Below are 22,654 nucleotides of genomic sequence, written 5' to 3'. Positions count from 1 at the left end.
CCTCAGCCACGGGGCAATTCCATGACCGTCATGGTGCCCTGCCCCGGTTCCGAAGCAAGCTGAAAAGCGCCGCCATGCGCTTCGATCAGTTGCTTGGCGAGGGGCAGGCCGATGCCTGCCTTTCCGCCCTGCCGCGCCTGCTCCGCTCGTGCCGCCGGGTCGAAAATCGCCGACTGGCGCTCGATCCTGATGCCGGGGCCATTGTCCGACACTACCAGCCGTGCCCTGTCCGCGTCGCCGTCTCCGTGCAGCAGGACGCGTGCGCCGTTGCCGCAATAGCTTACGGCATTTTCCAGCAGATGATCCAGCGCCTGGCCGATACGGCGGGCATCGCCCTGCACGGCGCCCAATGTATCCTGAAGGGAAACCGCCAGATCGATCCCCTTTGCCTTTGCCGCCAGTGCGATCCGCGCCGCGCTTTCCCGCGCCAGCGCGGTCAGGTCGACGGAAGCATGTTCGATGGAAAGCGTTCCGGCTTCCCCCTGCGTCAGGTCGAGCACATTGTCGATCATCATCCCCAGCCGGGACGTGCTTTGAAGGATGCCATCGACATAGTCCTTCGCCGTTTCGCTGAGTGCTCCGGCATAGCCTGCGCTCATCATCTCGGCGAACCCGGAAATGGTGGTAAGCGGCGTTCGAAGTTCATAGCTCATATTGGCGACAAAGGCCGTCTTGACCTTATCCGCCTGCTCAAGAGCTTCATTGCGGTCGCGCAATATCTGTTCGACGCGGCGGCTGTCGGTCACGTCCAGCATGGTGAAGAGCGCATTGCCGTCCGGCAACGGGATCGCCGCGAATTCGAAGATATGGCCATCGGCAAACCCGACATGTCCCACGCGCTGCTTACGTTCGAGCGTGGCGGCCCGCACCAGTTCGCGAACGAGATTGACTTGCTGCGGCTTGGCGAGGCGCGACTGCACCGCCTGCATCAGATCGTCGATGCGCGGATGGGCCGCCAGCATTTCCTCCGGCAGGCCCCATGTCGTCTGGAACCGGCTGTTCCACAGAGACAGCCGCCCATCGGAGGAAAACACGCCGATTGATTCGAACAGATTGTCGAACGTCGCCGTCCGCACCCGCAGCAGCGTATCGCGCGCGCTCGACAACTGGACCTGTTCCGTCCGGTCTTCAAAAATCAGCAGCAACCCGCCATCGGGCAGAGGCTGGGCATAGACCCGCAAATGCGTGCCATCCGCCAGCAGCCAGGTTTCCTCCAACGGATCGGGCGAAAGGAACCATTCCCGGCGCTCCCCGCGCCAGGCCGGGAAATCCCGATGTTCCGGCACGCGCCGCGCATCGCGCATCTGGTCGAGAACCCGCTCGAACAACGGGCCATCGACCAACCGATCCTGATTGAGCCCGAACAGGCTGATGAAAGGCTGGTTCCAGAAACGCAGGGCACGATCGGGCCCGAAGCGCGCGACCCCGGCAGACAGGCGATCCAGCAGATCGCGTTGCGCCGCCTCCAGCCGCCGATGTTCGACCCGCGCCTGTTCCAGTTCATGCTGGTCCATGGCGAACCCCGCAACGCCCGCGGCGCCAAGCGGCACGTCAACAACGCGCATCGTCCTGCGCTCACCATCAATCGTGGCGGGAACCATTCGCGTGACCGGGCCGCCTTCCGCCATGGCTTCGGCGGCGGCGCTCTGCGGCGTAATCCCGCCGACAGTTTCCACCAGTTCCGTGCCGCTTTCGATAATTTCCCGGGCGCTGCTCCCGTCGACGGCATGGACATAGGCCGAGTTAACGAGGCTGAGGCGCATGTCCGCCGTGCGGTGCCACATGGGGAATGGCGCGGCCTCCACCAGTCCGGCCATGGCCTGCAAAGCATCACGAAGCTGTTCGACCGTGCCTTTCAGCGTTTCGATTTCGGCCTGGCTGTCGGTCGCGTCGAATATCCACAAGACGACCCCGCCGTTCGACGCCAGCATAGGGCCTGCCGGAGCGCCCCGGACGAGCAACAGCCGCGCTGAACCCACGCCCCGAATCGGCAGTGCAAAACTCTTCCCCGCTCTTTGGGCGGCCGCGATTTCCCGGCCCAATGCCGCGGCGTCATCCGATTCCAATCCGCCATCTTCCGCGATCAATTCGGACAGGAAAGCGGGAACCCGGTCCTTGCCAAGCCATTTCGCCAGCCGGTCGGATGCTTCCAGATGACCGTCGGCATGAATGATGACAGGGGCTGCCGGGGCGGAACCCAGCAATATGGACAGGCGATCGAACTGCCCCTGCGCCTGCGTCCCTTCGCGGCGCATGCGGTAGCCGTTCATGAGCGCCCATATCGCCGCCGCCAGCCAAATGGCCAGCACAATGCCCAGCAGGACGGCGGCAAGCGGGGTTATTGGCGTCATTGCGCCTTCTTCACCGTTATGTCGACGTGGGAACCCCTGCTCATGATCGTCATGGGACTATCCCAACTCGCAGGCAGGGTGAAGCGGCTGGCAGAAAGTTTTTATGGTCCGCCATGGGACCGCAAGGAGCCGAGGGGGAAGGATCCCTTCCCCCAAAGCCTTCATCAATAGCGGTAGTGATCCGGCTTGAACGGTCCGTCGACGCCGACGCCGATATAAGCCGCCTGCTTTGTCGTCAGCTTGCTGAGCTTCACGCCCAGCTTATCGAGGTGAAGCGCCGCGACCTTTTCGTCCAGATGCTTGGGCAGGACATAGACTTCGTTCTTATATTCGTCCGCCTTGGTCCACAGTTCGATCTGCGCCAGCACCTGATTGGTGAAGCTGGACGACATCACGAAGCTGGGATGGCCCGTAGCGCAGCCGAGATTGACCAGACGGCCCTTCGCCAGGACGATAATCTTCTTGCCGTCGGCGAATTCGACTTCATCGACCTGCGGCTTGATCTCGGTCCACTTCATGTTGCTGAGGCCCGCAATCTGGATCTCGCTGTCGAAATGGCCGATGTTGCAGACGATCGCCATATTCTTCATCGCGCGCATGTGATCGACGGTGATGACGTCGGCATTGCCGGTCGCGGTGACGAAGATGTCGGCGCGGGTCGCCGCTTCTTCCATCGTCACGACTTCATAGCCCTCCATCGCCGCCTGAAGCGCGCAGATCGGATCGACTTCCGTCACCAGCACGCGGGCGCCGCCATTGCGGAGCGAAGCGGCGCTGCCCTTACCCACATCGCCGAAACCCGCGACGACAGCGACCTTGCCCGCCAACATCACATCGGTGGCGCGGCGGATCGCATCGACCAGCGATTCCTTGCAGCCATAGAGGTTGTCGAACTTCGACTTGGTGACGCTGTCGTTCACGTTGATCGCCGGGAAAGGCAGTTTGCCCTTCTTCGCCAGTTCATAAAGGCGATGGACGCCGGTGGTGGTTTCCTCCGACACGCCCTTGATCGCCTTGACGGTCTGCGTCAGGTAGCCCGGACGTTCGGCAAGGAAACGCTTCAGCGTCGCGACGAAGATTTCCTCTTCCTCATTGGTCGGCGTGAACAATTCTTCCCCGGCCTCGACCCGCGCACCCCACAGCGCGAACATGGTGGCGTCGCCGCCGTCGTCCAGGATCATGTTGCAGGTCGTGTCACCCCAATCGAAGATGCGGATGACATAGTCCCAATATTCCTCCAGCGTCTCGCCCTTCACGGCAAAGACGGGGATGCCCTTCGCCGCAATGGCGGCGGCGGCGTGGTCCTGAGTCGAGAAGATATTGCACGAAGCCCAGCGGATTTCCGCGCCCAGCTCTGCCAGCGTCTCGATCAACACGGCGGTCTGGATCGTCATGTGCAGCGATCCAGTAATGCGCGCGCCCTTGAGCGGCTTGGCTGCGCCGAATTCCTCACGCAGCGCCATCAAGCCGGGCATTTCGGTTTCGGCAATCTCGATTTCCTTGCGGCCGAAATCGGCAAGGCTGATGTCGCGGATCACATAATCCTGCGCTTGAGCGGCGGGAGCGGTTGCCAAGGGAAGTCTCCATCGAACTAGAATTGCCGACGCCTCAAGCGCCGCGGATAAGGCCGCTTTATCAATCGAAGCGAACCATGGCAACTCGATATAAACTTTTCTTTATGTAGGTGTGGACATCAGGCCGATCCCGCGCCGCTCACCAGATGGGATGCATCGATCCCGGCCGCAGCGAAGGTCGTGGACCATTTCCTATCTGCCGGGGTGTCGAACAACAGGTCCGTGTCGCCATCGGCAAGGAACCAGCTATCGCCGGTCATTTCCTTCTCCAGCTGTCCAGTCCCCCAGCCCGCATAGCCCAAAGCCACGAGATAACGGCTTGGGCCCCTTCCCACGGCAATGGCCTTCAATATGTCGAGCGAGCCTGACAAACCCCATTTATCTCCGACCTGGATCATCTCCTGCCCGGCCCAGTCCAGGGAATGAAGGACGAATCCTCGCCGCGGTTCCACAGGGCCACCGCGCAAAACGGGGCGGTCGGGCACATCGGAAGCGTCTATCTCGAAACTTTCGAGAAGATCGCGCAGAGTGACCCCATCCATTTCCTCCCCCACGGAAATGCCGAGCGCGCCATTTTCGTCATGTACGCAAAGGGCGATTACGGAATGGTTGAAACGCCAATCCGCCATTCCGGGCAGGGCCAACAGGAACTGGCCGCCATAAAAACGTACGTCATCCATGCACCGACTATACGCACTGTTTGCTTATTGCCAAAGCCCCTCTGTCCTGAGTTCAAGGCAAGCAACCTGAAAGATTCCGTGGCGGCCCTGCCCTTGACACCGACCGTGGGAGCGCCGACCTCCCGTTCCTCACAGGCCAGGAGAGATTGACATGACGATAGCAAAAGGCGATCGCCTTCCCGCTGCTACATTTGCGAAGATGACGGAAAACGGGCCGGAGCAGGTCGATTTCGACGCATTTTTCGCCGGACGGACCGTTGCACTATTTTCGGTCCCCGGCGCCTTCACGCCCACCTGCTCCGCCAAGCATTTGCCCGGCTTCATCGCAAAGGCCGATGCGCTGAAGCAAAAAGGCGTCGATGAAGTCGCCTGCACCGCCGTCAACGACGCTTTCGTCATGGATGCATGGGGGAAATCGGCCGGCGCGCAAGGCAAGGTCACGATGCTCGCCGATGGCAACGGGGATTTCGCCAAAGCCGTGGATCTGGTCATGGACGGCAGCAAATTCGGCATGGGCACGCGCGGCCAGCGTTTTTCGATGGTGGTCCGGGATGGCGTCGTCGATCAGTTGAATGTGGAAGCACCTGGCGATTTCAAGCTCTCTTCGGCCGAACATATGCTCGAACAGCTTTGATTTCCTACGGCCATGCGCTTGCCTCCAACAGCGCGAGCGCATGGCGATGGAGCATCTGCCTTCACTCCTTCACGTCCCTCATGTAATCAAAGCCGATGACACAAAGCATTGGCCGCGCCGCCGTCACGCAACTCGACCGAATTTACAGGAAATCCATCGAAGACCTGCGTGAAGCGATACGTGTCTATGCCCGCGACGGCAGTGTGCCGGCCACCGACGGTGCTGACAAACCGCGCTTCTGCTATCCAGAACTTCGGATCATCCACAATGGCGATTCCGACGCGCCTCCGCCCGGACGATCCTTTGCCCGGTTGTCGAAGCCGGGACGCTATGTCACCACTATCACCCGCCCCTCCATGTTCGCCGATTATCTCGCCGAACAAATCGATCTTCTGGTTCGCGACTATGGCGTGGAGGTGAACATCGGCCTTAGCGATCAGCAGATCCCTTTTCCCTATGTGCTCGACGGCCTCGACATCAGCGCGCTGGACGGCATCCCGCCGACGGAACTGGCGCGCTATTTCCCCGCGACCGAACTGGCCGAAATCGGGGATGAAATCGCTGACGGCCTGTTTGCGCCTGATGCGGAAGGGGATCGCCCGCTTGCCCTGTTCGACGGCCTGCGGACGGACTTTTCTCTAGCGCGCCTGAAGCATTATACGGGCACGCCGCCTGAGCATGTCCAACGATACATCCTGTTCACCAACTATCATCGCTATGTGGATGAATTCGTCGCATGGGCCTGCGAAGAAATGCAGCGGCCCGACAGCCGCTTCACCGCTCTTTCGGGAGCAGGCAGCGTCTATGTAACCCCGGAAACGGCTGACCCGGCCCGAATGATAGCCGACAGCGCCTGGCGCAAGCATCAAATGCCCGCTTATCACCTGATCGCTCCCGACCGCAGCGGGATCACCTTGGTCAATATCGGCGTGGGTCCGTCCAACGCCAAGACGATCTGCGATCATCTCGCGGTTCTGCGCCCGGAAGCGTGGCTGATGATCGGTCATTGCGGCGGATTGCGCCCCAGTCAGCGGATCGGCGATTATGTGCTCGCCCACGCCTATCTTCGCGACGATCATGTGCTGGACGAGATGCTGCCGCCCGAAATTCCCGTTCCTGCCATTGCCGAAGTGCAGGTCGCCCTCGCAAAAGCCGCAGAAACCGTCTTGGGAGGCGGAAAGCCTGAGGACTTCAAGCGCCGCCTTCGCACCGGAACGGTTGTGACCACCGATGATCGCAATTGGGAATTGCGTTATTCCCATTCCGCCCTGCGCTTCAGCCTTTCGCGCGCGGTCGGGATAGATATGGAATCGGCGACCATCGCAGCGCAGGGATATCGGTTTCGCGTGCCCTATGGAACTTTGCTCTGCGTTTCCGACAAGCCTATCCATGGTGAGCTGAAACTGCCCGGTCAGGCCAATCGCTTCTATGAAGAGGCGATTGCAGGACATTTGCGTGTGGGCATAGAAACCTGTGAACTGTTGCGTCAGGAAGGCCCCCGGCTGCACAGCCGCAAATTGAGAGCCTTTAACGAGCCGCCCTTCCGTTGATCGGAGTTAGGCGGCTGCACGCCAGATGCGGACCCGATCCTTGCCGTCCTTCTTGGCCCGATAGAGCGCGCTATCGGCGCGCGCGACCATATCGTCCAGACATTCGTCCTTTTCATGCAGGTCCGCGATACCAAAGCTGGCCTGCAATTTCACCTGCGGCGCTTGCGGCAATGCCATGCAGCCAATCTCCATGCGAATGCGCTCCATGACGTCAGCGGCCGAGGTGGAATCGCTGTCCACCAGAAGTAACCCGAATTCGTCGCCACCCAGGCGGCCCACAATATCCCCTCGCCGGATCGTCGCTGTCACCAGTTGGACGAAACTCCGCAGGGCCGCGTCTCCCGCAATATGACCATGGTTGTCATTCAGCGCCTTGAAGCCATCCAAATCGCAAATGACCAGTGTCAGCGGACGACCATGCCGCTTGGCATTGGCAATTGCGCGCGCGGTAGCTGCCTCCAGGCCCAGGCGGTTGAGCGCATCGGTCAGCACATCGCGCTGCATCCTGAGGCGCAGTTCATGGGCCAGGTCCCCCGCGACGACGAGCACGGCCGAAACGCAGGTGCCTACGTAGATTGATGGTAAGCCTAACGCCATGATCACCCGGTAGCTGTCCATGGCGTCTTGCTGTCCTCCCCAGTTCAGGCCCGCGCTGGTCGCCAGACAAGCTTCAAAGACAGCGAACAGCAACAGCAGGGCGAAGAAAGCCATTTCCGGCGCGCTGAAGCGGCGGCCCCGTGGCCACAGCGCGGCAGCCGAGCTCAGCATCATGATGCCGGCATATCCGGGGATCGCCATCCCCTGTAGCGGTCCATTTCTTGTCAAAGCCGCATAAACCCCCACGATCGCACACGGAATGATCGGCACAAGCAGCCACCGCCAGGGAACTGCTCTCCCCGCCCGCTGCCGAACGCCGATAAAGGTGAAGGTGGCGCTGGCCATGATTGCCAGCGCCGTCATACTGATCAACAATGGGCTGCCAAAATACAGTCCAGCGCCGTTCAGCGCCCATTGAACGACCGATATGCAATAAGCGATCGCCCAGCTTCGCACATGGCGATGGCGACCGAATTGCGTCCAGGCGATCCCCATAGCGATTGCCATAATCGCACTGGTGAAGAAAAGCAGGGCAAGGAGAATGATGGCAGGGTTCACAGGTCCTACCCATTAATGCCTTTACTTTACGATTACCAGCCGCAAGACTTTCCTTTATTTTGTTCCTGCAACCATTTCTGCAAAGGCGCAAAATATGCGAGCAACGCTTTGCCTGATATATCCCGCTGACCGGTGAAAGCCTGCAACGCATCCGGCCATGGCTTGGAAGCCCCCATTTCGAGCATAGTGTTAAGTTTCTGCCCTACTGCCTTGTTTCCATAAAAAGAACAGCGATGGAGCGGCCCTTTCCATCCGGCTTGCCTGCACGCTGTCTCATAGAATTGGAACTGAAGGACGCGCGCCAGGAAATACCGTGTATAGGGCGTATTGCCGGGGATATGAAATTTGGCGCCGGGATCGAACGCCGTCTCATCGCGGGACACCGGCGGGACGATGCCCTGATACTGGCGGCGCAGATCGTTCCACGCCTGTTCATAATGATCCGGCGCGATGGTCCCGTCGAACACGCCCCAGCGCCACTTGTCGATCAGCAGGCCAAAGGGCAGGAAGGCTACCTTGTCCATCGCCTGCCGCAGCAGCAGCCCCATATCCTTGTCCGGGCCCGGCACCTTTGTTGCATCGAGCAGCCCGATCTTCACCAGATAATCCGGCGTGATCGACAGCGCGACGAAATCCCCGATCGCCTCATGGAAGCCGTCATTGGCGCCATCCAGATACAGGTAAGGATGGTTCTGATAGGCGCGCTGATAATAGTTATGGCCCAGTTCATGATGGATAGTCACGAAATCGTCGCTGTTGACCTTCGTGCACATCTTGATCCTGATGTCGTCCTTATTATCGAGATCCCATGCCGAAGCATGACACACCACGTCGCGGTCTCGCGGCTTTACGATCTGCGAGCGGTCCCAGAATGTCTGCGGCAGCGGCTTGAATCCCAGCGAACTGTAAAAGCCTTCGCCCGCCTTCACCATCTTTATCGGATCATATCCCCTGGCCGTCAGCAAGTCGCCAATGTCATAGCCAAGGTCGCCAATGCCCTTGGGCGCAACAATGTCATAGATATTGCCCCATTCCTGCGCCCACATATTGCCCAATAGGTCGGCGCGGATCGGCCCGTTGTCGGGCTGCACCGGATTGCCATATTTCTCGTTGAGCTTGGTGCGGGTGTAGCAATGCAGATCGTTATAGAGCGGCTTCACTTCCGCCCATATCCTGTCGGTCAGCTTGGCGAAATCATCGGCCGGCATGTCATATTTGGATCGCCACATAGCTCCCGTATCGGCAAAGCCCAGTTCTTTCGCTCCGGCATTGGCGATAGAAACCAGCTCCGTATAATCCTGCCGCATCGGCGCGCCGACATTGTCGTGCCAACTCACCCACATTTCCTTGAGTTCATCGGGGTTGCGACTGGTGCCCATGGCGGCTTCGATATCGCTGCCGTTGATGGGCTGGCCGCGTAAAGTCCCTTTTCCCTTGCCATAAGCCGATTGCAGGCTGGTCGCGAGGCTGTTCAACTCATCCGCCGCCCCCGGCGTCGTCGGAGCAGGCAATGTCAGTGCGGTCCGCAGCATCAGCAGTCGCCGCTTCGTTTCCGCGCTCAGCCCCGGCGCGTCCGCGAATTTCGCCGCCTCCAGCGCATAGTCCACTGTCATTCGCGTGCGGATCGCCCCGAAATAAGCGGCCAGCGCGTCGCTATCGTCATTGATGTAGGTGGCATTGATCCAGTCCGCATGGTTTTGAACCAATGACTGATCGAACATCGCCTTTTCCGCCTTTTCGAGGAAAGCGTTGGCGTTGGTGGCCGGAGGCGTCGTCTCCTGCTGGGCCACGGCCGGGGAAACGACGAGCGCGGCCGAAAGCACGGCCATGGAAGCAAGCATTTTCATGGAAACAGCCCCTTGCAGATGTCTCTATGGGGCCAAAGTGACTTAGCGAAGCGATACAGTCAAGCGGACAGGAAATCCGTCATGGCCTGTCCTAGTTCCTTACGCGTGACGGCATTCATATGATTGCCGGGAATCTCGATATAACGTCCATCCGGCAACGCTTCGGCCAAAGCTAAAGCACTGCCATTATCCTGATCTTCCTGGCCGCAGATGACGGCGGTGGGCTGGACAATGGAAGCTAACGCCTCCCGTTCCGTATCCACGAAAGTTTTCAATATGTGCAGCAGAGCGACCGGATCGCCCTTGGTCGTCTTGAGGAAGGCTTCGGTCATCCATTCGGACGTGCCGCGCTCGAACGTGCCGAGATTGGTGAGCACATTGCGGTAATAGCCACCCTTGCCATGGGTATCGACCAGTCCTTCCACGCCCATGCCCGCCACGATCAGGCGGCGCGGCGCGGCTCCGTTCACCACCATGCGAACCGCGGTGCGCGCGCCCAGCGAATAGCCGCCCAGATCAAAATCGGTAAGGCCCAACTGCTCCACCAGGGCAAAACCGTCCTGCATCAGGGCATCGGCGGGATAGGCCTCGACATCGTGGGGCTTTCCGCTTTCGCCATGCCCTCTCAGGTCCGGCATGATGACGCGGAAGCCATGCTCCACCAGCTTCGCCGCGTGGCCATAGCGTATCCAATTGGTGTAGGCGTTGGAAAAATAACCGTGGATCAGCACCACGTCGCGTCCTTCGCCCATTACATGCACAGCAATGGGCAGGCCATCGAAACCCTTGATCTCCAACGTTTCGATTCCCGCTTCATTCACGGCCTGCATCCTTCATGACGGTGGCAGCAAAAGGAAGGGCGCTCCGTGTCGAGAAAGCGACCGCCATCCCCGCACGGCCCTTAAAGCACATATTTGCTGAGATCCGTGTCCCGCGCGATGCTGCTCAATTGCCCTTCGACATAGGCTTGATTGATGACCAGCGTTTCGCCCTGCCGGTCCTCCGCTTCAAAGCTCACATCTTCCAGCAGCTTTTCCATGACCGTCTGCAAACGGCGCGCTCCGATATTCTCCACTTCGCCGTTTACTTCCGCCGCGATGCGCGCGACGGCGCGTATGCCATCGGGGGTCAGATCGATGGTGACGCCTTCCGTCGCCAGCAGCGCCCGATACTGCGCCGCGAGGCTGGCCTTCGTGTCCGACAGGATCGCCACGAAGTCATCCTCGGTCAACGCCTTCAATTCCACGCGGATTGGCAAACGCCCCTGCAATTCGGGCAGAAGGTCGCTGGGCTTTGCCACATGGAAGGCACCCGATGCGATGAAGAGGATATGATCGGTCTTAAGCGGCCCATATTTGGTCGAAACCGTGGTGCCCTCGATCAGTGGCAGCAGGTCGCGTTGCACGCCTTCGCGGCTTACCGATCCGCCTCGCACGTCACTGACGGCGATCTTGTCGATCTCGTCGAGGAAAACGATGCCGTTCTGCTCCGCGCTTGCAATGGCGACGCGAGCGACATCGTCCTGATCGAGCCTCTTGTCCTGTTCTTCCTCGACCAGCTTGTCCCAGGCGTCGGCAACGCGCATTTTGCGGCGCTTCTTCTGCTGCTGGCCAAACGCCTTCGACATCATGTCGGACAGGTTTATCATGCCGACCTGACCACCCATGCCGGGGATTTCCATGGGCATGGAGGGAGCCTCGGCGACTTCCACTTCCACCTCCACATCATTCATCTGGTGGCTTTCGATCCGCTGACGGAAGGACAGACGCGTGGCTTCGCTCGCTTCCTTGCCGGTGAGCGCGTCCAGCAACCGCTGCATCGCCGCCTCCGACGCCGCCTCCCGCACGGCTTCCCTGCGGCGGTCGCGTTCCAGTCGCACCGCTTCCTCGACAAGATCGCGCACGATCTGCTCGACGTCGCGACCGATATAGCCGACCTCGGTGAACTTGGTCGCCTCCACCTTGACGAAGGGCGCATCGGCCAGCTTCGCGAGGCGTCGGCTGATCTCCGTCTTGCCGCAGCCGGTGGGGCCGATCATCAGGATGTTCTTGGGCGTCACCTCATCACGCAGGTCAGCGGGCAGGCGCTGGCGTCGCCAGCGGTTACGCAGCGCCACGGCGACTGCGCGCTTGGCGTCCGCCTGTCCGATGATATGCGCGTCGAGCGCCGAAACAATGGCTTTGGGGGTAAGGTTGTCGTTCATGATCGTGTCTTGAAATCCGCAGAAAGACAGGGCGGCAAGCGTCAGGTTGCGCTCGCCAGTTCTTCGATGGTCAATTGGTCGTTGGTGTAGACGCAGATGTCGGCGGCAACCGCCATTGCCTTGCGGGCAAGGACTTCGGCGTCCTCTTCATAATCCACCAGCGCCCGCGCCGCCGCCAGAGCGTAATTCCCGCCCGACCCGATCGCCGCCACGCCGTTCAATGGTTCCAGCACGTCGCCATTGCCCGTCAGGATCAAAGTGACATCCTTGTCCGCGACGATCATCATCGCTTCGAGGTTACGAAGATATTTATCCGTCCGCCAATCCTTCGCCAGTTCGACGGCCGCGCGCATAAGCTGGCCGTTATGCCGCTCCAGTTTCGCCTCCAACCGCTCGAACAGGGTGAAGGCATCCGCCGTGGCTCCGGCAAAGCCGCCGATCACCGACCCGTCATGCAAGCGGCGGACCTTGCGGGCATTGGGCTTCATCACCGTCTGGCCCATGGAAACCTGTCCGTCGCCGGCCACGACGACTTTGCCATTCTTGCGGACGGACATGATGGTGGTGCCATGCCATACCGGCATGGAATGACTGCGTTGGTCGTTCATGGCCCGGCATATGGGATGAAGAACGCAGCCATGCAAGCATCGCCCGGCAGGCGTCCAATTGTGTCATTTTGGAGACGATCCCCCGCGGGCCACTGGAACAAGCCCTGCGACTCTGGCATTGTGCATCGCAGCAACACGGAAAGGACGTGCATGTCCCTCAAGGCCAGAGCTCGTGAAAAGGTCGAGCGCGCGGGAATTTCCAACTATTCCTTCGACCAGGATGTGCTGGTGATGTGCGGCAATCGCTACACTGTCGAATCATGCGACTGCGGGGAACCCGATTGCGATGGCGTCCGCTTGCTCAAGGACGCGCCCGTCGCCGGCCGCGTCCTTCAATAAGTCAGGGAATAATCCGACATCCCGTCCCGGTCAGTTGATGACCTTTTCACCAGCTCTGCCGACGGATTCGATATCCCGGCCAGCCCCCTTGACCGTATTGCAGGCGGCCAGGGCGGAAAGAAGAAGCCCGGCAATCACAAGGGCAGCGGTTTGGCGCATGGAATAAACACTCCTTTTCGATAACGGACCGACTATAGCGCCGAGAAGCGCGAGGCATAAACCCATTTTGTGAATTTGCCCCGTCGCACCTGCTTGACAGGCTGCGCCACGGATGCCAATGGCCCACCTCCCTCAGCGGGCGCGTAGCTCAGCGGTAGAGCACACCCTTCACACGGGTGGGGTCACAGGTTCAATCCCTGTCGCGCCCACCATGGCCTTGCCGCCATGGCTGGACATAATATTTCCCGGCATTGATCTTTTCATCCAACGCACGCTAATTCTGTGCGCCTGATCTGGCGGCCGCGCGAGGGCGCCAAGGCGAAAGGATGACGATGCCCTCCAAACTCTCCCGCTCTACCGCGCTCGTGGCCCTGTTGGCTGTTCCGGCTCTCCCGGCCATGGCGCAGGGAAAGCTGACGCTGGAGCGGGTTTTCGCCAGCCCGGACCTTTCCGGCCCCCAGCCCCGTGCGCTGAAACTTTCCCCTGACGGAAAGCTCGTCACCCTGCTCAAGCCCCGTGAAGATGAGAAAGATCGCCTCGATCTCTGGGCTGTCGATACGGCCACGGGCGCGCAGCGGATGCTGGTCGATTCGAAGAAGGCCGGAACCGGAGCAGATCTTTCCGAAGCCGAAAAGATGCAGCGGGAACGCGACCGCTCCGTTGCGGGCAGCTCCGGCATAGCGACCTATGACTGGGCGCCTGATGGCAGGAATATCCTGGTCCCTGTGGACGGCGATCTCTACCTTGCCGCACTGGACGGAAAAGTCACCCGCCTCACCGACACGCCCGAAGGTGAGTTGAACGGTATCGTCAGCCCCAAGGGCGGCTATGTCTCCTATGTCCGAGAGGGTAATTTCTTCGTTCAGCCCATAGATGGCAAAGCCCGGCAGCTTACGAACGACGCCAGCGACATGCTGACCTGGGGCGTCGCCGAATTCGTCGCGCAGGAGGAAATGGATCGCCGCACCGGCTATTGGTGGGCGCCCGATGAAGCCCATATCGCCGTCGCCCGGGTGGATGAAAGCCCGGTCGGTATCGTCACCCGCACCGCCATCGGCGGAGAGGGCACGAAGGTCTACCAGCAACGCTACCCCGCCGCAGGCACCGCCAATGCCCTTGTCGACCTCTACATTATGAGGCCCGACGGCACCCGTCAGACTAAAGTAGACCTTGGTCCCGATCGCGACATTTATCTCGCCCGCGTGGACTGGTCGAAGGATGGCAAAACCCTCTACGTCCAGCGGGAAAACCGCGATCAGACACGCCTGGACCTCCTCGCCGTCGATCCAAGGACGGGCAAGGCGAAGGTCGTCCTCACCGAAATCGCCAAAAGCTGGATCAATCTTTCCAACAATTTCACACCGCTAAGCGACGGCAGCTTCCTCTGGTGGTCGGAAAAGACCGGCCATGGCCATCTCTATCACATCCGTGACAGCCAATGGACGCCCCTCACCAGTGGTGACTGGGAAGTCCGCGACATTATTGGGGTCGATGAGTCGAAAGGGCTTGTCTACTTCACCGCCAACCGCGAAACTCCGCTGGAGCAGCAGGTCTATGTCGCCCCCATCGACAAAGCGGGACCACTCCGCCAACTCACCCGGAATGGTTGGTGGAACGATGCTGTCATGGATGGCAAGGCGAGCCGGATCGTCGTCTCCCGCAGCAATACGGACCAGCCCAAGCAGGTTTATCTCGCCGACGCGAATGGCAAACAACTGCAATGGCTGGAGGAAAACGCGATCCGGGGCGAACATCCCTACGCCCCTTATCTCGCCGACCATGCAAAGACGCGCTTCTATACCCTGAAAGCCGGGGACGGCACCACGCTGCACGTCCGCATCATGACCCCACCGCTGGAACCGGGCAAACGCTACCCCGTCTTCATGCTACATTATGGCGGCCCTGGCGGCGGCCGACAGGTGACGAACCAGTGGGGCGCGCCGATTTACCAATATCTGGTGAGCAAGGGCTGGGTCGTCTTCGCCATCGACAACCGGGGCACGCCCGATCGCGGCAAGGCGTTCGAGGATCATATCTTCCGCGCCATGGGCACGGTCGAGGTGGACGATCAACTGAAAGGCGTGGAATGGCTGAAGAACCAGCCCTATGTCGACCCGCACCGGATCGCGACCTATGGTTGGTCCTATGGCGGCTATATGTCGTTGAAGCTACTGGAAAAGGCTCCCGGCGTCTTTTCCGCCGCCATCGCGGGCGCACCGGTCACGAAGTGGGAGCTTTACGACACCCATTATACCGAACGCTATCTGGGCAAGCCGCAAGACAAGCCCAGCGCCTACCCGGCATCCGATGCGGTTGACGATTCCGTGAAAATCAAGGACCCTCTGCTCCTGATCCACGGCATGTCGGACGATAATGTCGTGTTCGACAACGCCACCGCGATCGTGGCGAAGATGCAGCGCGCAGGTATTCCGTTCGAGATGATGGCCTATCCAGGCCAGACCCATCGCGTCGGCGGTCCCGGCATCAGCGTCCACCTGTGGCGCACGATCGAGGATTTTCTAGACCGGCGCGGCGGGAAGCCGGAAAGTGCAGCCCCCTGACGACGGTCCAATCCGCATTGCGCCAACATCCTTCTCCAGAAGCTACGCTTTCGCGCAATAAACCGCATAAAGCTGGACAAATGACGCAACGACGCTATGGCGCCCACTCCGCAATTTTGCATGGAGTGGAGTGTTTAGTCATGGGTTACAAGGTCGTCGTCGTTGGTGCCACGGGCAATGTGGGCCGCGAGATGCTGACCATTCTCGCCGAACGCGAGTTCCCGATTGACGAGATCGCGGCGGTTGCTTCGCCCCGGTCGCATGGCACCGACGTTGATTTCGGTGACACTGGCAAGACACTCAAATGCAAGAATATTGAACATTTCGACTTTGCCGGATGGGACATCGCCCTGTTCGCCGCAGGCTCCGGCCCGACGGCTGAATATGCGCCCAAGGCGGCGGCGGCGGGCTGCATCGTGATCGACAATTCGTCGCTCTACCGCATGGACCCGGACGTGCCCCTGATCGTGCCCGAAGTGAACCCGGACGCCATCGACGGCTACAAGAAGAAGAACATCATCGCCAATCCCAACTGCTCCACCGCGCAGATGGTCGTGGCGCTCAAACCCCTGCATGACGCAGCCACGATCAAGCGTGTCGTCGTCGCCACCTATCAGTCGGTTTCCGGCGCGGGCAAGGCGGGTATGGACGAACTGTTCGAACAGTCGCGCAACATCTTCGTCGGCGATCCGGCGGAGGCGAAGAAGTTCACCAAGCAGATCGCCTTCAACGTGATCCCGCATATCGACGTTTTCCTGGACGACGGTTCGACCAAGGAAGAATGGAAGATGGTCGCGGAAACCAAGAAGATCCTCGATCCCAAGATCAAGGTCACGGCGACTTGCGTCCGTGTCCCGGTCTTCGTGGGCCACTCCGAAGCGTTGAACATCGAGTTCGAGAAAGAAATATCGGCCAAGGAAGCGCAGGATATCCTGCGCGAGGCGCCCGGCGTGATGCTCGTCGACAAGCGCGAGGATGGCGGTTACGTCACCCCGGTCGAGTGTGTGGGCGATTATGCCACCTTCATCAGCCGCGTACGCGAGGATTCAACCGTTGATAACGGCCTCTCGCTCTGGTGCGTCAGCGACAACCTCCGCAAGGGCGCGGCGCTCAACGCGGTGCAGATTGCGGAACTGCTAGGCCGCCGCCACCTGAAAAAGGGCTAAGGCTTTTATGTCATCCTGGCGTCGCCGTGTTGGAAGGCCTTCTTTCAACACGGCAGCCCACCGGACCACGACCGTGGCCGTCCGGCTAGCGGATATAGCTTGAGCCTCCATCGACGGGGATAGTCACGCCGGTAATGTATCTGGCGTCAGGGCTGACGATGAAGGCCACCGCGCGGCCGATATCCTCTTCGGTATCACCCACCCGCCCCAGCGGTATGGCGGCCAACATGGCCTCTGCCCGCTCCGGTTCATCCGCGAAGAAGCGTTCCACAGCCTCAGTCCGCGCCACAGGCATGATGGTGTTGACCCGAATTCCATCCGGTCCCCATTCGTTGGCAGCGGCCCGAGAGATGGCGTTGAGCGCCGCTTTTGTCGCAGCATAGATGCCACGCCGATGGGCGTTGCCGGAGATGGCTATGCCCGAGGAAATGTTCACAATCGCGCCATCGCCTTTGAGGTGTGGATGACATAGGCGCATCAGATGAAGCGTGGCAACGGGGCCCGTCTCCCAAGCCGCCTGCACTAGCGCATCATCAATCTCCAGCAGCGTCCCATGGGGTACGATAGCGGCATTGTTAACCAGGATATTAATGCCGCCGAACCGTTCCACGGTCGCCGCCACCAGCCGCTCCAGATCGGCTGCGCGGGTGATGTCACACACTATGTCCAGCGCGACGCCTCCCCTAGCCTCGACTTCCTTTCGTACAGCACTCAAGGTTTCCGGTGTGCGGCCACAGATAACAAGCTGAGCCCCCGCCTCGGCAAGCGACAAGGCAATGCCGCGCCCGACGCCGTGCCCCCCGCCGGTAACGATCGCAGTACGTCCACCAAGTGCCGGCATGCTTCACCTCCTATTGCTGTCGCGCCGGATGGAGACCCCGGACACTGAAATATTGGAGCGATATGACTGGGTTGCTCATGCATCCCGCTCTATTGAGCGGTTGTGGCCCATGCATCTTCACAACGTCAAGCCTAACAAAATAATGCAGGAACGGATCAAGAAGGGTCGGCAAATAGCCGATATTCATCGCAGATGCCGAGGCGGTCTATACGACCATTTCACCATAGTCGTCGCGATTATCCGGTAAATTGGGTGGGGCGGCGATCTGCGCCATGCCTGCCTGGGCATGGCCATCGCAGCCTATGCAAAATCATATATTGCGATTCATTATTAATAGCCCTACGTGCGCCTTAGTTAAGACTGTGTCGCAATAGAAGGAGATGTCCATGCTCGCTGCTCGCTCGCTTGCTCTTTGCGGAGTCGCGCTTCTGGCCTTGTCGGCGAACGTCAACGCGCGGGCGGAAGATCAGCTCGCCGCTTTTCCTGAAAATTCAAACGACGCACAGGATAGCATCGTCGTCACCGCCGCCAATGCCGGCACGAAAACGGAAACGCCGCTCATCGAACTCCCTCAGCCAATCAAGGTTATCTCTTCCCACCAATATCTTTCGCAGGGCGCGATCAGCATCAGCGATACGGTGAAGTATGCCGCAGGCGTGCTCGCCAATCCTTATGGTCGCGACACCCGCGCCGACGGTTTCAACGTGCGTGGCATCGATGCCCTGCAGTTCCGTGACGGCATGCGGGATATCTTTTCCTATTATGCCAGCATCACATCCGACCCCTATAATTTCGACCGCGTTGAGATCGTGCGTGGTCCGGCCTCCGTGCTTTTCGGCCAGGGTTCGATCGGCGGCCTCGTCAATCTCGTCTCCAAGACGCCAGGGTTCGAGACGCGCGGTGAAATCAGCATGGTTTACGGCAGTTTCGACCGCAAAGAAGCGTTGGGTGACGTTAACGTCGCACTGACCGACAATTTGGCGATCCGCGCGGTCGGCCGTGTCCGCGATGCCGATACCTATATCGATCATGTTCCCGACGACCGCGTGATGTTCGCGCCCTCGATTCGCTGGCAACCGACCCCTGACACCGACATTGTCCTGACCGGCCTCTATCAGGAAGACGACACCGGTTCGACCTCTCAATTCCTGCCGATCGTCGGCACTTTCCGCCCGAACGAGGCCTATCCTTCTGGTCGGCTCGGCCAATATGCCTTCGTCGGCAAGCCCGGCTGGGACCGCTATAATGGCCGTTCGCTTCAGGGCGGCGGCTCCATCACCCACAGCTTCTCCGATGCAGTCCGGCTCAGCCTCAAGGCGCGTTATATCGACAGCAACCTTGAATATTTCACCCATTATACCGACAGCTACACCAATCCAACCAATCCCTTCGACACAGATGGTCGAACCATCGGCCTCTATGCAGACGCCAGCGATGCGCGGTTGAACGTCTTCTCGACCGATAACAATCTCCAGTTCACCTTTAACACCGGCGCGAATATCGAGCATAAGCTGCTCGTCGGCGTCGACTATAGCTGGAACAAGGTCGGCAAACGCTACGCCGGCGGGGTTGAGACGATCGACCTCTATGAGATCGATCGGGATGCGCTGTTGACCTACTATCCAACCGGCCCTTTCGTCTATGAATCGCAGAAGCAGCTCGGCGTCTATGTGCAGGATCAGATTCGCTTCTTCGATCGCGTCTCGGTCGTGCTGGGCGCCCGCCGTGACCATGTCACCGGTTCGTCGGGCCAAAAAGACAATGCCACGACTTTCCGCGCCGGCATCATCGGTGAAATCGGTGCCGGCATCTCGCCCTTCTTCAGCTATACCGAGAGCTTTCTACCGGTCGCAGGTTCCATCCAGAATGTCGACGGCACCATCGGTTCTCCCTACCGACCCCAGACCGGCACCCAATTCGAGGCAGGGATGAAATGGCAGCCCGCGCCAACCACATTGGTGACGGTCACCGCCTTCCACATCAAGGAGCGCAACCGCCTACTCTATCTGGCGGGCAATGCGACGACCCAGTCGGGCGAACTGACGACCAAGGGCTTTGAAGTTGAGGCAAGCCACACCCTGCCCGGCAATTTCGAACTGCTGGCCAATTATGGCTACAGCAAGCTCAAGTCTGAGGTGAACACCAACCTCGACTATATGCCGCGCCACACGGCGTCGATCTGGTCGACCAAGACGTTCGGCCTCGCCGACGCGGCCCAGCTGCGCCTGGGTGGCGGCGTGGTCTATAGTGGCAAGAGCATATCGACCAGCTCGCTCTGGTCGATCGTCACCCCGTCTCGCACCACGGTTGATGCTCTGGCGGAGATCAACTGGCAGAACTGGCGCTTTGCAGTCAACGCGACCAACCTGCTCAACAACAAATATTATGCCTCTTGCCTTGCACGCGGCGACTGTTTCGTAGGTGCGCCCCGCAATGTCATGGGCACCGTCGGCTATCGCTTCTGATGCTATGCCTGATGCAATCCGTGCCTCTGCGAAATCGGAGGCACGGATTGCATGAAACGAAACGACAGGCGTCAAATGCTACGGCCCGGAGAGTGGGCGCATCGATGCACATTTCTGGCCCTTCGATGTCCGATTCATCATGATGCAGCCGGCTTCGGCAAAATGATCGGAGTTCGCCAATCTATTGTGCCCACTATTTTCGGAGAGTCATCCCGCTAAGCTTCTGATTGTCAGCGGCCATAAAAAGCCGCGGCATGGAAAACAGGAGGGGATGCATATGAATCATCGTTTTCACGTTGGCCTGGCGGCGCTCGCTACCTGTCTGGCAGGGCAACCCGCGATGGCGCAGCAAAGTTCGCCCGCGCAATTATCCTCCGATCTCAGCGGAGACATCATCGTTACCGCCCGGCGACAATCCGAACGGTTGCAGGACGTGCCCATTTCGATCATCGCCATTGATGGCGACACCCTGAACGAGCGCAACGTCAAGACGCTGAACGACCTGCCCGCAGTGGCCGCCGGTCTGAGCGTCCAGAACACCGCGTCCAACCGCAACGACACCACCTTTTCCATCCGTGGACAAGGCCAGACATTCGGTCAGAACTCGCCAGGCGTCGTCACCTATTTTGCGGATGTGCCCGATTTCGGAAAGCAGTTCTTCGACCTGGAAAATGTGCAGGTTCTGAAGGGGCCGCAGGGCACGCTATTCGGCCGTAACACCACAGGCGGCGCCGTATTGTTCGTGCCGCGCAAGCCCGGCAATGAATTTTCCGGTTATGTGATCGGGCGTCTTGGCTCCTATGACCGGCACGATCTGGAATTCGCGATGGGCGGTGCGCTCATTCCCGATCAGCTCATGGTTCGCTTGTCAGGACAGATTCTGCGCCGTGATGGGTTCACCAAAAACCTGTTCGACAACTCACGCACGGACAATGAACGCAAAACCTCGTTCCGGGCCAGCGTCGTTATCCAGCCTTTTGAATGGCTGGAGAACTATTTCATCTATCAATATACCCATATCAATGAGGCAGGCTCCGGCGCCGCCATCGCCGGGTTCACGCCAGCTTCTCTCAATCCGAACATTGCCCCACTCGAAGGTCAGTTGACCACCTATCTGGCGGAACAGCTTGCGCGAGGACCGCGCACAATCAATGTCAATTTCCCATTGGGCAATGGTCTCAAATCCAAGGGTTTCGTCAACACCACGACTGCCAAGATCAACGATAATATTTCGGTCAAGAACATCTTCAGCCGACGCTTGTTCAAGCAGAAGACCGACTATGATATCGACGGCACGCCATTGCCCATTCTGGACGTCAGCAATCCCTATCAATCCGATTTCAATATTGAACGTACCGAAGAAGTGCAACTGCACGGTGAATTCGGTATGCTGACCGGCACGATCGGCTATTATGACGAATATTTCAAATCACGGCCCAGCGTTGGGTTCGACACGGTGCAATATGTGCTGGTGCCTTTCGGAGGGCCGATCAGGGCCTTTGCCATCGGCAATAGCAAAAACACCAGCAAGGCGGGTTATGCACAATTCGACCTCCGTCCGACCGACGGACTGACGCTTACCGCTGGTATACGCAGAACCAAGGATTTCCGCTCTTCGACCAGTGCAACGACGCTTGTGCCCTTCCCCGGCGTTGAAATTCCGCTGGGAGGCGCAACGGTCTCAGGCACGTTCAAGGCGACGACCTGGAATCTGAACGCCCTCTATGAGATTAATCAGGATATCAACGTCTACGCATCCGTCCGGAAGGGCTATAAATCCGGCGGCTTCAATTCCACTGCGCTTAATCCCGCTGACCGTTTTTTCGCGCCAGAAACCGTTACGGATTATGAGATCGGCCTGAAATCGCAATGGCAGCTTGGCGGGTGGCAGATCAGAGCCAATGTCGACCTGTTCTATGACGACTATAAAAACATCCAGCGTTTCGTGAACCTCAATACGACGCCGGCGTCGACCGTCACCCGGAACGCGGCGGCAGGCAAGATCAAGGGAGTTGACGTCGATCTGGTGGTCAAACCTGCCAAATGGTTCGATGTGGCTGTCAAATATACCTATCTAGATGCTAAATATGACAGCTACACCGACCCTTCGCTTGGCGACCTGAGCAATAGCCGGTTTCCTAATTCGCCCAAGCATCAGCTCAATGTCACGCCGCGCATAACATTGCCTATACCGGAAAGCCTGGGGAACGTGACAGCAACAGCGAATATTTACTATCAAAGCCTGATCGCCTTCGATCCGGTGAACCGCTTTAACGGGAATCCCATAGCGGCGCTCAGCGTTCCTGGCTCCACCGCGCCGTCCTATACCAAGATAGACCTGCGTCTCGACTGGCGGCGAATCGCCGGCAGTGGCTTCAGCGCCGCGGTGTTCGCCCGCAACGTCACCGACAAGGACTATATCGTCGGCGGCAATAATCAGCTCCCCACCCAGTTCGGGACGGTCGCCTATCTCTATGGCGAACCGCGCATGTTCGGCGTGGAAGGACGCTTTGAATTCTGA

Annotated in this window: 17 protein-coding genes and 1 tRNA gene; 8 read left to right on the top strand and 10 right to left on the bottom strand. The window is 59.5% G+C overall.

Annotated features, from left to right (window positions below):
• Positions 1-2: 2 nt before the first annotated feature.
• The 3 genes from LDB26_RS08545 to LDB26_RS08535 all read right to left on the bottom strand — a co-directional run bounded on the left by LDB26_RS08545 (position 3) and on the right by LDB26_RS08535 (position 4,605).
• Positions 3-2,351 carry a PAS domain-containing sensor histidine kinase gene (locus LDB26_RS08545; RefSeq protein WP_257541616.1) on the bottom strand — a complete coding sequence of 783 codons (2,349 nt, stop codon included), beginning with the start codon at positions 2,349-2,351 and terminating at the stop codon, positions 3-5.
• 164 nt (positions 2,352-2,515) lie between these two features.
• Positions 2,516-3,925, bottom strand: a complete 1,410-nt coding sequence (gene ahcY, locus LDB26_RS08540; protein ID WP_062065675.1) for an adenosylhomocysteinase — start codon at positions 3,923-3,925, stop codon at positions 2,516-2,518.
• A gap of 119 nt (positions 3,926-4,044) precedes the next feature.
• Positions 4,045-4,605, bottom strand: a complete 561-nt coding sequence (locus LDB26_RS08535) for a YqgE/AlgH family protein (protein ID WP_257541614.1) — start codon at positions 4,603-4,605, stop codon at positions 4,045-4,047.
• Between the two features lie 151 nt (positions 4,606-4,756).
• On the opposite strand from LDB26_RS08535, the gene LDB26_RS08530 reads away from it, so the two are divergent.
• Both LDB26_RS08530 and LDB26_RS08525 read left to right on the top strand, forming a co-directional pair.
• Positions 4,757-5,239, top strand: coding sequence for a peroxiredoxin (locus LDB26_RS08530; protein ID WP_257541612.1), 483 nt, complete (start codon positions 4,757-4,759; stop codon positions 5,237-5,239).
• Between the two features lie 95 nt (positions 5,240-5,334).
• Positions 5,335-6,789: an AMP nucleosidase gene (locus LDB26_RS08525; RefSeq protein ID WP_257541610.1), complete on the top strand. Its 1,455-nt coding sequence runs from the start codon at positions 5,335-5,337 to the stop codon at positions 6,787-6,789.
• Between the two features lie 6 nt (positions 6,790-6,795).
• On the opposite strand, the gene LDB26_RS08520 is transcribed toward LDB26_RS08525, so the two are convergent.
• The 5 genes from LDB26_RS08520 to hslV form a co-directional block, all read right to left on the bottom strand.
• On the bottom strand, positions 6,796-7,944 hold the full coding sequence (locus LDB26_RS08520; protein ID WP_062065663.1) for a diguanylate cyclase: 1,149 nt from the start codon (positions 7,942-7,944) through the stop codon (positions 6,796-6,798).
• A gap of 32 nt (positions 7,945-7,976) precedes the next feature.
• Positions 7,977-9,791 (bottom strand): M2 family metallopeptidase, encoded by a 1,815-nt coding sequence (locus LDB26_RS08515; RefSeq protein WP_257541608.1) that lies wholly within the window; start codon positions 9,789-9,791, stop codon positions 7,977-7,979.
• Positions 9,792-9,850: 59 nt separating this feature from the next.
• The gene (locus LDB26_RS08510; protein ID WP_156415284.1) at positions 9,851-10,621 is read right to left on the bottom strand and encodes an alpha/beta fold hydrolase; all 771 of its coding nucleotides are present in this window, start codon (positions 10,619-10,621) and stop codon (positions 9,851-9,853) included.
• A gap of 71 nt (positions 10,622-10,692) precedes the next feature.
• Positions 10,693-11,994, bottom strand: a complete 1,302-nt coding sequence (hslU, locus tag LDB26_RS08505) for an ATP-dependent protease ATPase subunit HslU (protein WP_257541605.1) — start codon at positions 11,992-11,994, stop codon at positions 10,693-10,695.
• A gap of 41 nt (positions 11,995-12,035) precedes the next feature.
• Positions 12,036-12,602, bottom strand: a complete 567-nt coding sequence (hslV, locus tag LDB26_RS08500) for an ATP-dependent protease subunit HslV (protein WP_062065654.1) — start codon at positions 12,600-12,602, stop codon at positions 12,036-12,038.
• Between the two features lie 150 nt (positions 12,603-12,752).
• Here hslV and LDB26_RS08495 point away from each other — a divergent pair, with 150 nt between their 5' ends.
• Positions 12,753-12,941: a hypothetical protein gene (locus tag LDB26_RS08495; RefSeq protein ID WP_062065651.1), complete on the top strand. Its 189-nt coding sequence runs from the start codon at positions 12,753-12,755 to the stop codon at positions 12,939-12,941.
• A gap of 30 nt (positions 12,942-12,971) precedes the next feature.
• Here LDB26_RS08495 and LDB26_RS08490 read toward each other — a convergent pair whose 3' ends face one another.
• Complete coding sequence (locus tag LDB26_RS08490) at positions 12,972-13,100, bottom strand: entericidin A/B family lipoprotein (protein WP_062065648.1); 129 nt, start codon at positions 13,098-13,100, stop codon at positions 12,972-12,974.
• A gap of 137 nt (positions 13,101-13,237) precedes the next feature.
• Here LDB26_RS08490 and LDB26_RS08485 point away from each other — a divergent pair.
• The 3 genes from LDB26_RS08485 (at position 13,238) to LDB26_RS08475 (ending at position 16,827) form a co-directional block, all read left to right on the top strand.
• Positions 13,238-13,312, top strand: a tRNA-Val gene (locus LDB26_RS08485).
• 114 nt (positions 13,313-13,426) lie between these two features.
• Positions 13,427-15,661: a S9 family peptidase gene (locus tag LDB26_RS08480; protein ID WP_257541603.1), complete on the top strand. Its 2,235-nt coding sequence runs from the start codon at positions 13,427-13,429 to the stop codon at positions 15,659-15,661.
• Between the two features lie 140 nt (positions 15,662-15,801).
• A complete protein-coding gene (locus LDB26_RS08475) occupies positions 15,802-16,827 on the top strand; it encodes an aspartate-semialdehyde dehydrogenase (RefSeq protein WP_257541601.1) in 1,026 nt (341 codons plus the stop codon).
• A gap of 85 nt (positions 16,828-16,912) precedes the next feature.
• On the opposite strand, the gene LDB26_RS08470 is transcribed toward LDB26_RS08475, so the two are convergent.
• A complete protein-coding gene (locus tag LDB26_RS08470) occupies positions 16,913-17,668 on the bottom strand; it encodes an SDR family NAD(P)-dependent oxidoreductase (protein ID WP_257541598.1) in 756 nt (251 codons plus the stop codon).
• Positions 17,669-18,054: 386 nt separating this feature from the next.
• On the opposite strand from LDB26_RS08470, the gene LDB26_RS08465 reads away from it, so the two are divergent.
• Together LDB26_RS08465 and LDB26_RS08460 are read left to right on the top strand one after the other, a co-directional pair.
• Positions 18,055-20,133, top strand: coding sequence for a TonB-dependent siderophore receptor (locus LDB26_RS08465; protein ID WP_257541596.1), 2,079 nt, complete (start codon positions 18,055-18,057; stop codon positions 20,131-20,133).
• 277 nt (positions 20,134-20,410) lie between these two features.
• Complete coding sequence (locus LDB26_RS08460; RefSeq protein WP_257541594.1) at positions 20,411-22,654, top strand: TonB-dependent receptor; 2,244 nt, start codon at positions 20,411-20,413, stop codon at positions 22,652-22,654.

The organism is Sphingobium sp. CFD-1 (assembly GCF_024611115.1).
GTDB classification, from domain to species: Bacteria; Pseudomonadota; Alphaproteobacteria; order Sphingomonadales; family Sphingomonadaceae; genus Sphingobium; species Sphingobium baderi_A.
Note: the sequence above shows the minus strand (reverse complement) of the source record. Positions and strands in the feature narration are given on the sequence as shown.

What these genes read in the sequence shown, in the direction of transcription:
- LDB26_RS08470 (WP_257541598.1), bottom strand. Translation starts at nt 17,668, where the DNA reads ATGCCGGCACTTGGTGGACGTACTGCGATCGTTACCGGCGGGGGGCAC.
- LDB26_RS08535 (WP_257541614.1), bottom strand. Translation starts at nt 4,605, where the DNA reads ATGGATGACGTACGTTTTTATGGCGGCCAGTTCCTGTTGGCCCTGCCC.
- LDB26_RS08480 (WP_257541603.1), top strand. Translation starts at nt 13,427, where the DNA reads ATGACGATGCCCTCCAAACTCTCCCGCTCTACCGCGCTCGTGGCCCTG.
- LDB26_RS08545 (WP_257541616.1), bottom strand. Translation starts at nt 2,351, where the DNA reads ATGACGCCAATAACCCCGCTTGCCGCCGTCCTGCTGGGCATTGTGCTG.
- hslV (WP_062065654.1), bottom strand. Translation starts at nt 12,602, where the DNA reads ATGAACGACCAACGCAGTCATTCCATGCCGGTATGGCATGGCACCACC.
- LDB26_RS08495 (WP_062065651.1), top strand. Translation starts at nt 12,753, where the DNA reads ATGTCCCTCAAGGCCAGAGCTCGTGAAAAGGTCGAGCGCGCGGGAATT.
- hslU (WP_257541605.1), bottom strand. Translation starts at nt 11,994, where the DNA reads ATGAACGACAACCTTACCCCCAAAGCCATTGTTTCGGCGCTCGACGCG.
- LDB26_RS08475 (WP_257541601.1), top strand. Translation starts at nt 15,802, where the DNA reads ATGGGTTACAAGGTCGTCGTCGTTGGTGCCACGGGCAATGTGGGCCGC.
- LDB26_RS08515 (WP_257541608.1), bottom strand. Translation starts at nt 9,791, where the DNA reads ATGAAAATGCTTGCTTCCATGGCCGTGCTTTCGGCCGCGCTCGTCGTT.
- LDB26_RS08530 (WP_257541612.1), top strand. Translation starts at nt 4,757, where the DNA reads ATGACGATAGCAAAAGGCGATCGCCTTCCCGCTGCTACATTTGCGAAG.
- LDB26_RS08465 (WP_257541596.1), top strand. Translation starts at nt 18,055, where the DNA reads ATGCTCGCTGCTCGCTCGCTTGCTCTTTGCGGAGTCGCGCTTCTGGCC.
- LDB26_RS08490 (WP_062065648.1), bottom strand. Translation starts at nt 13,100, where the DNA reads ATGCGCCAAACCGCTGCCCTTGTGATTGCCGGGCTTCTTCTTTCCGCC.
- LDB26_RS08510 (WP_156415284.1), bottom strand. Translation starts at nt 10,621, where the DNA reads ATGCAGGCCGTGAATGAAGCGGGAATCGAAACGTTGGAGATCAAGGGT.
- LDB26_RS08525 (WP_257541610.1), top strand. Translation starts at nt 5,335, where the DNA reads ATGACACAAAGCATTGGCCGCGCCGCCGTCACGCAACTCGACCGAATT.
- LDB26_RS08460 (WP_257541594.1), top strand. Translation starts at nt 20,411, where the DNA reads ATGAATCATCGTTTTCACGTTGGCCTGGCGGCGCTCGCTACCTGTCTG.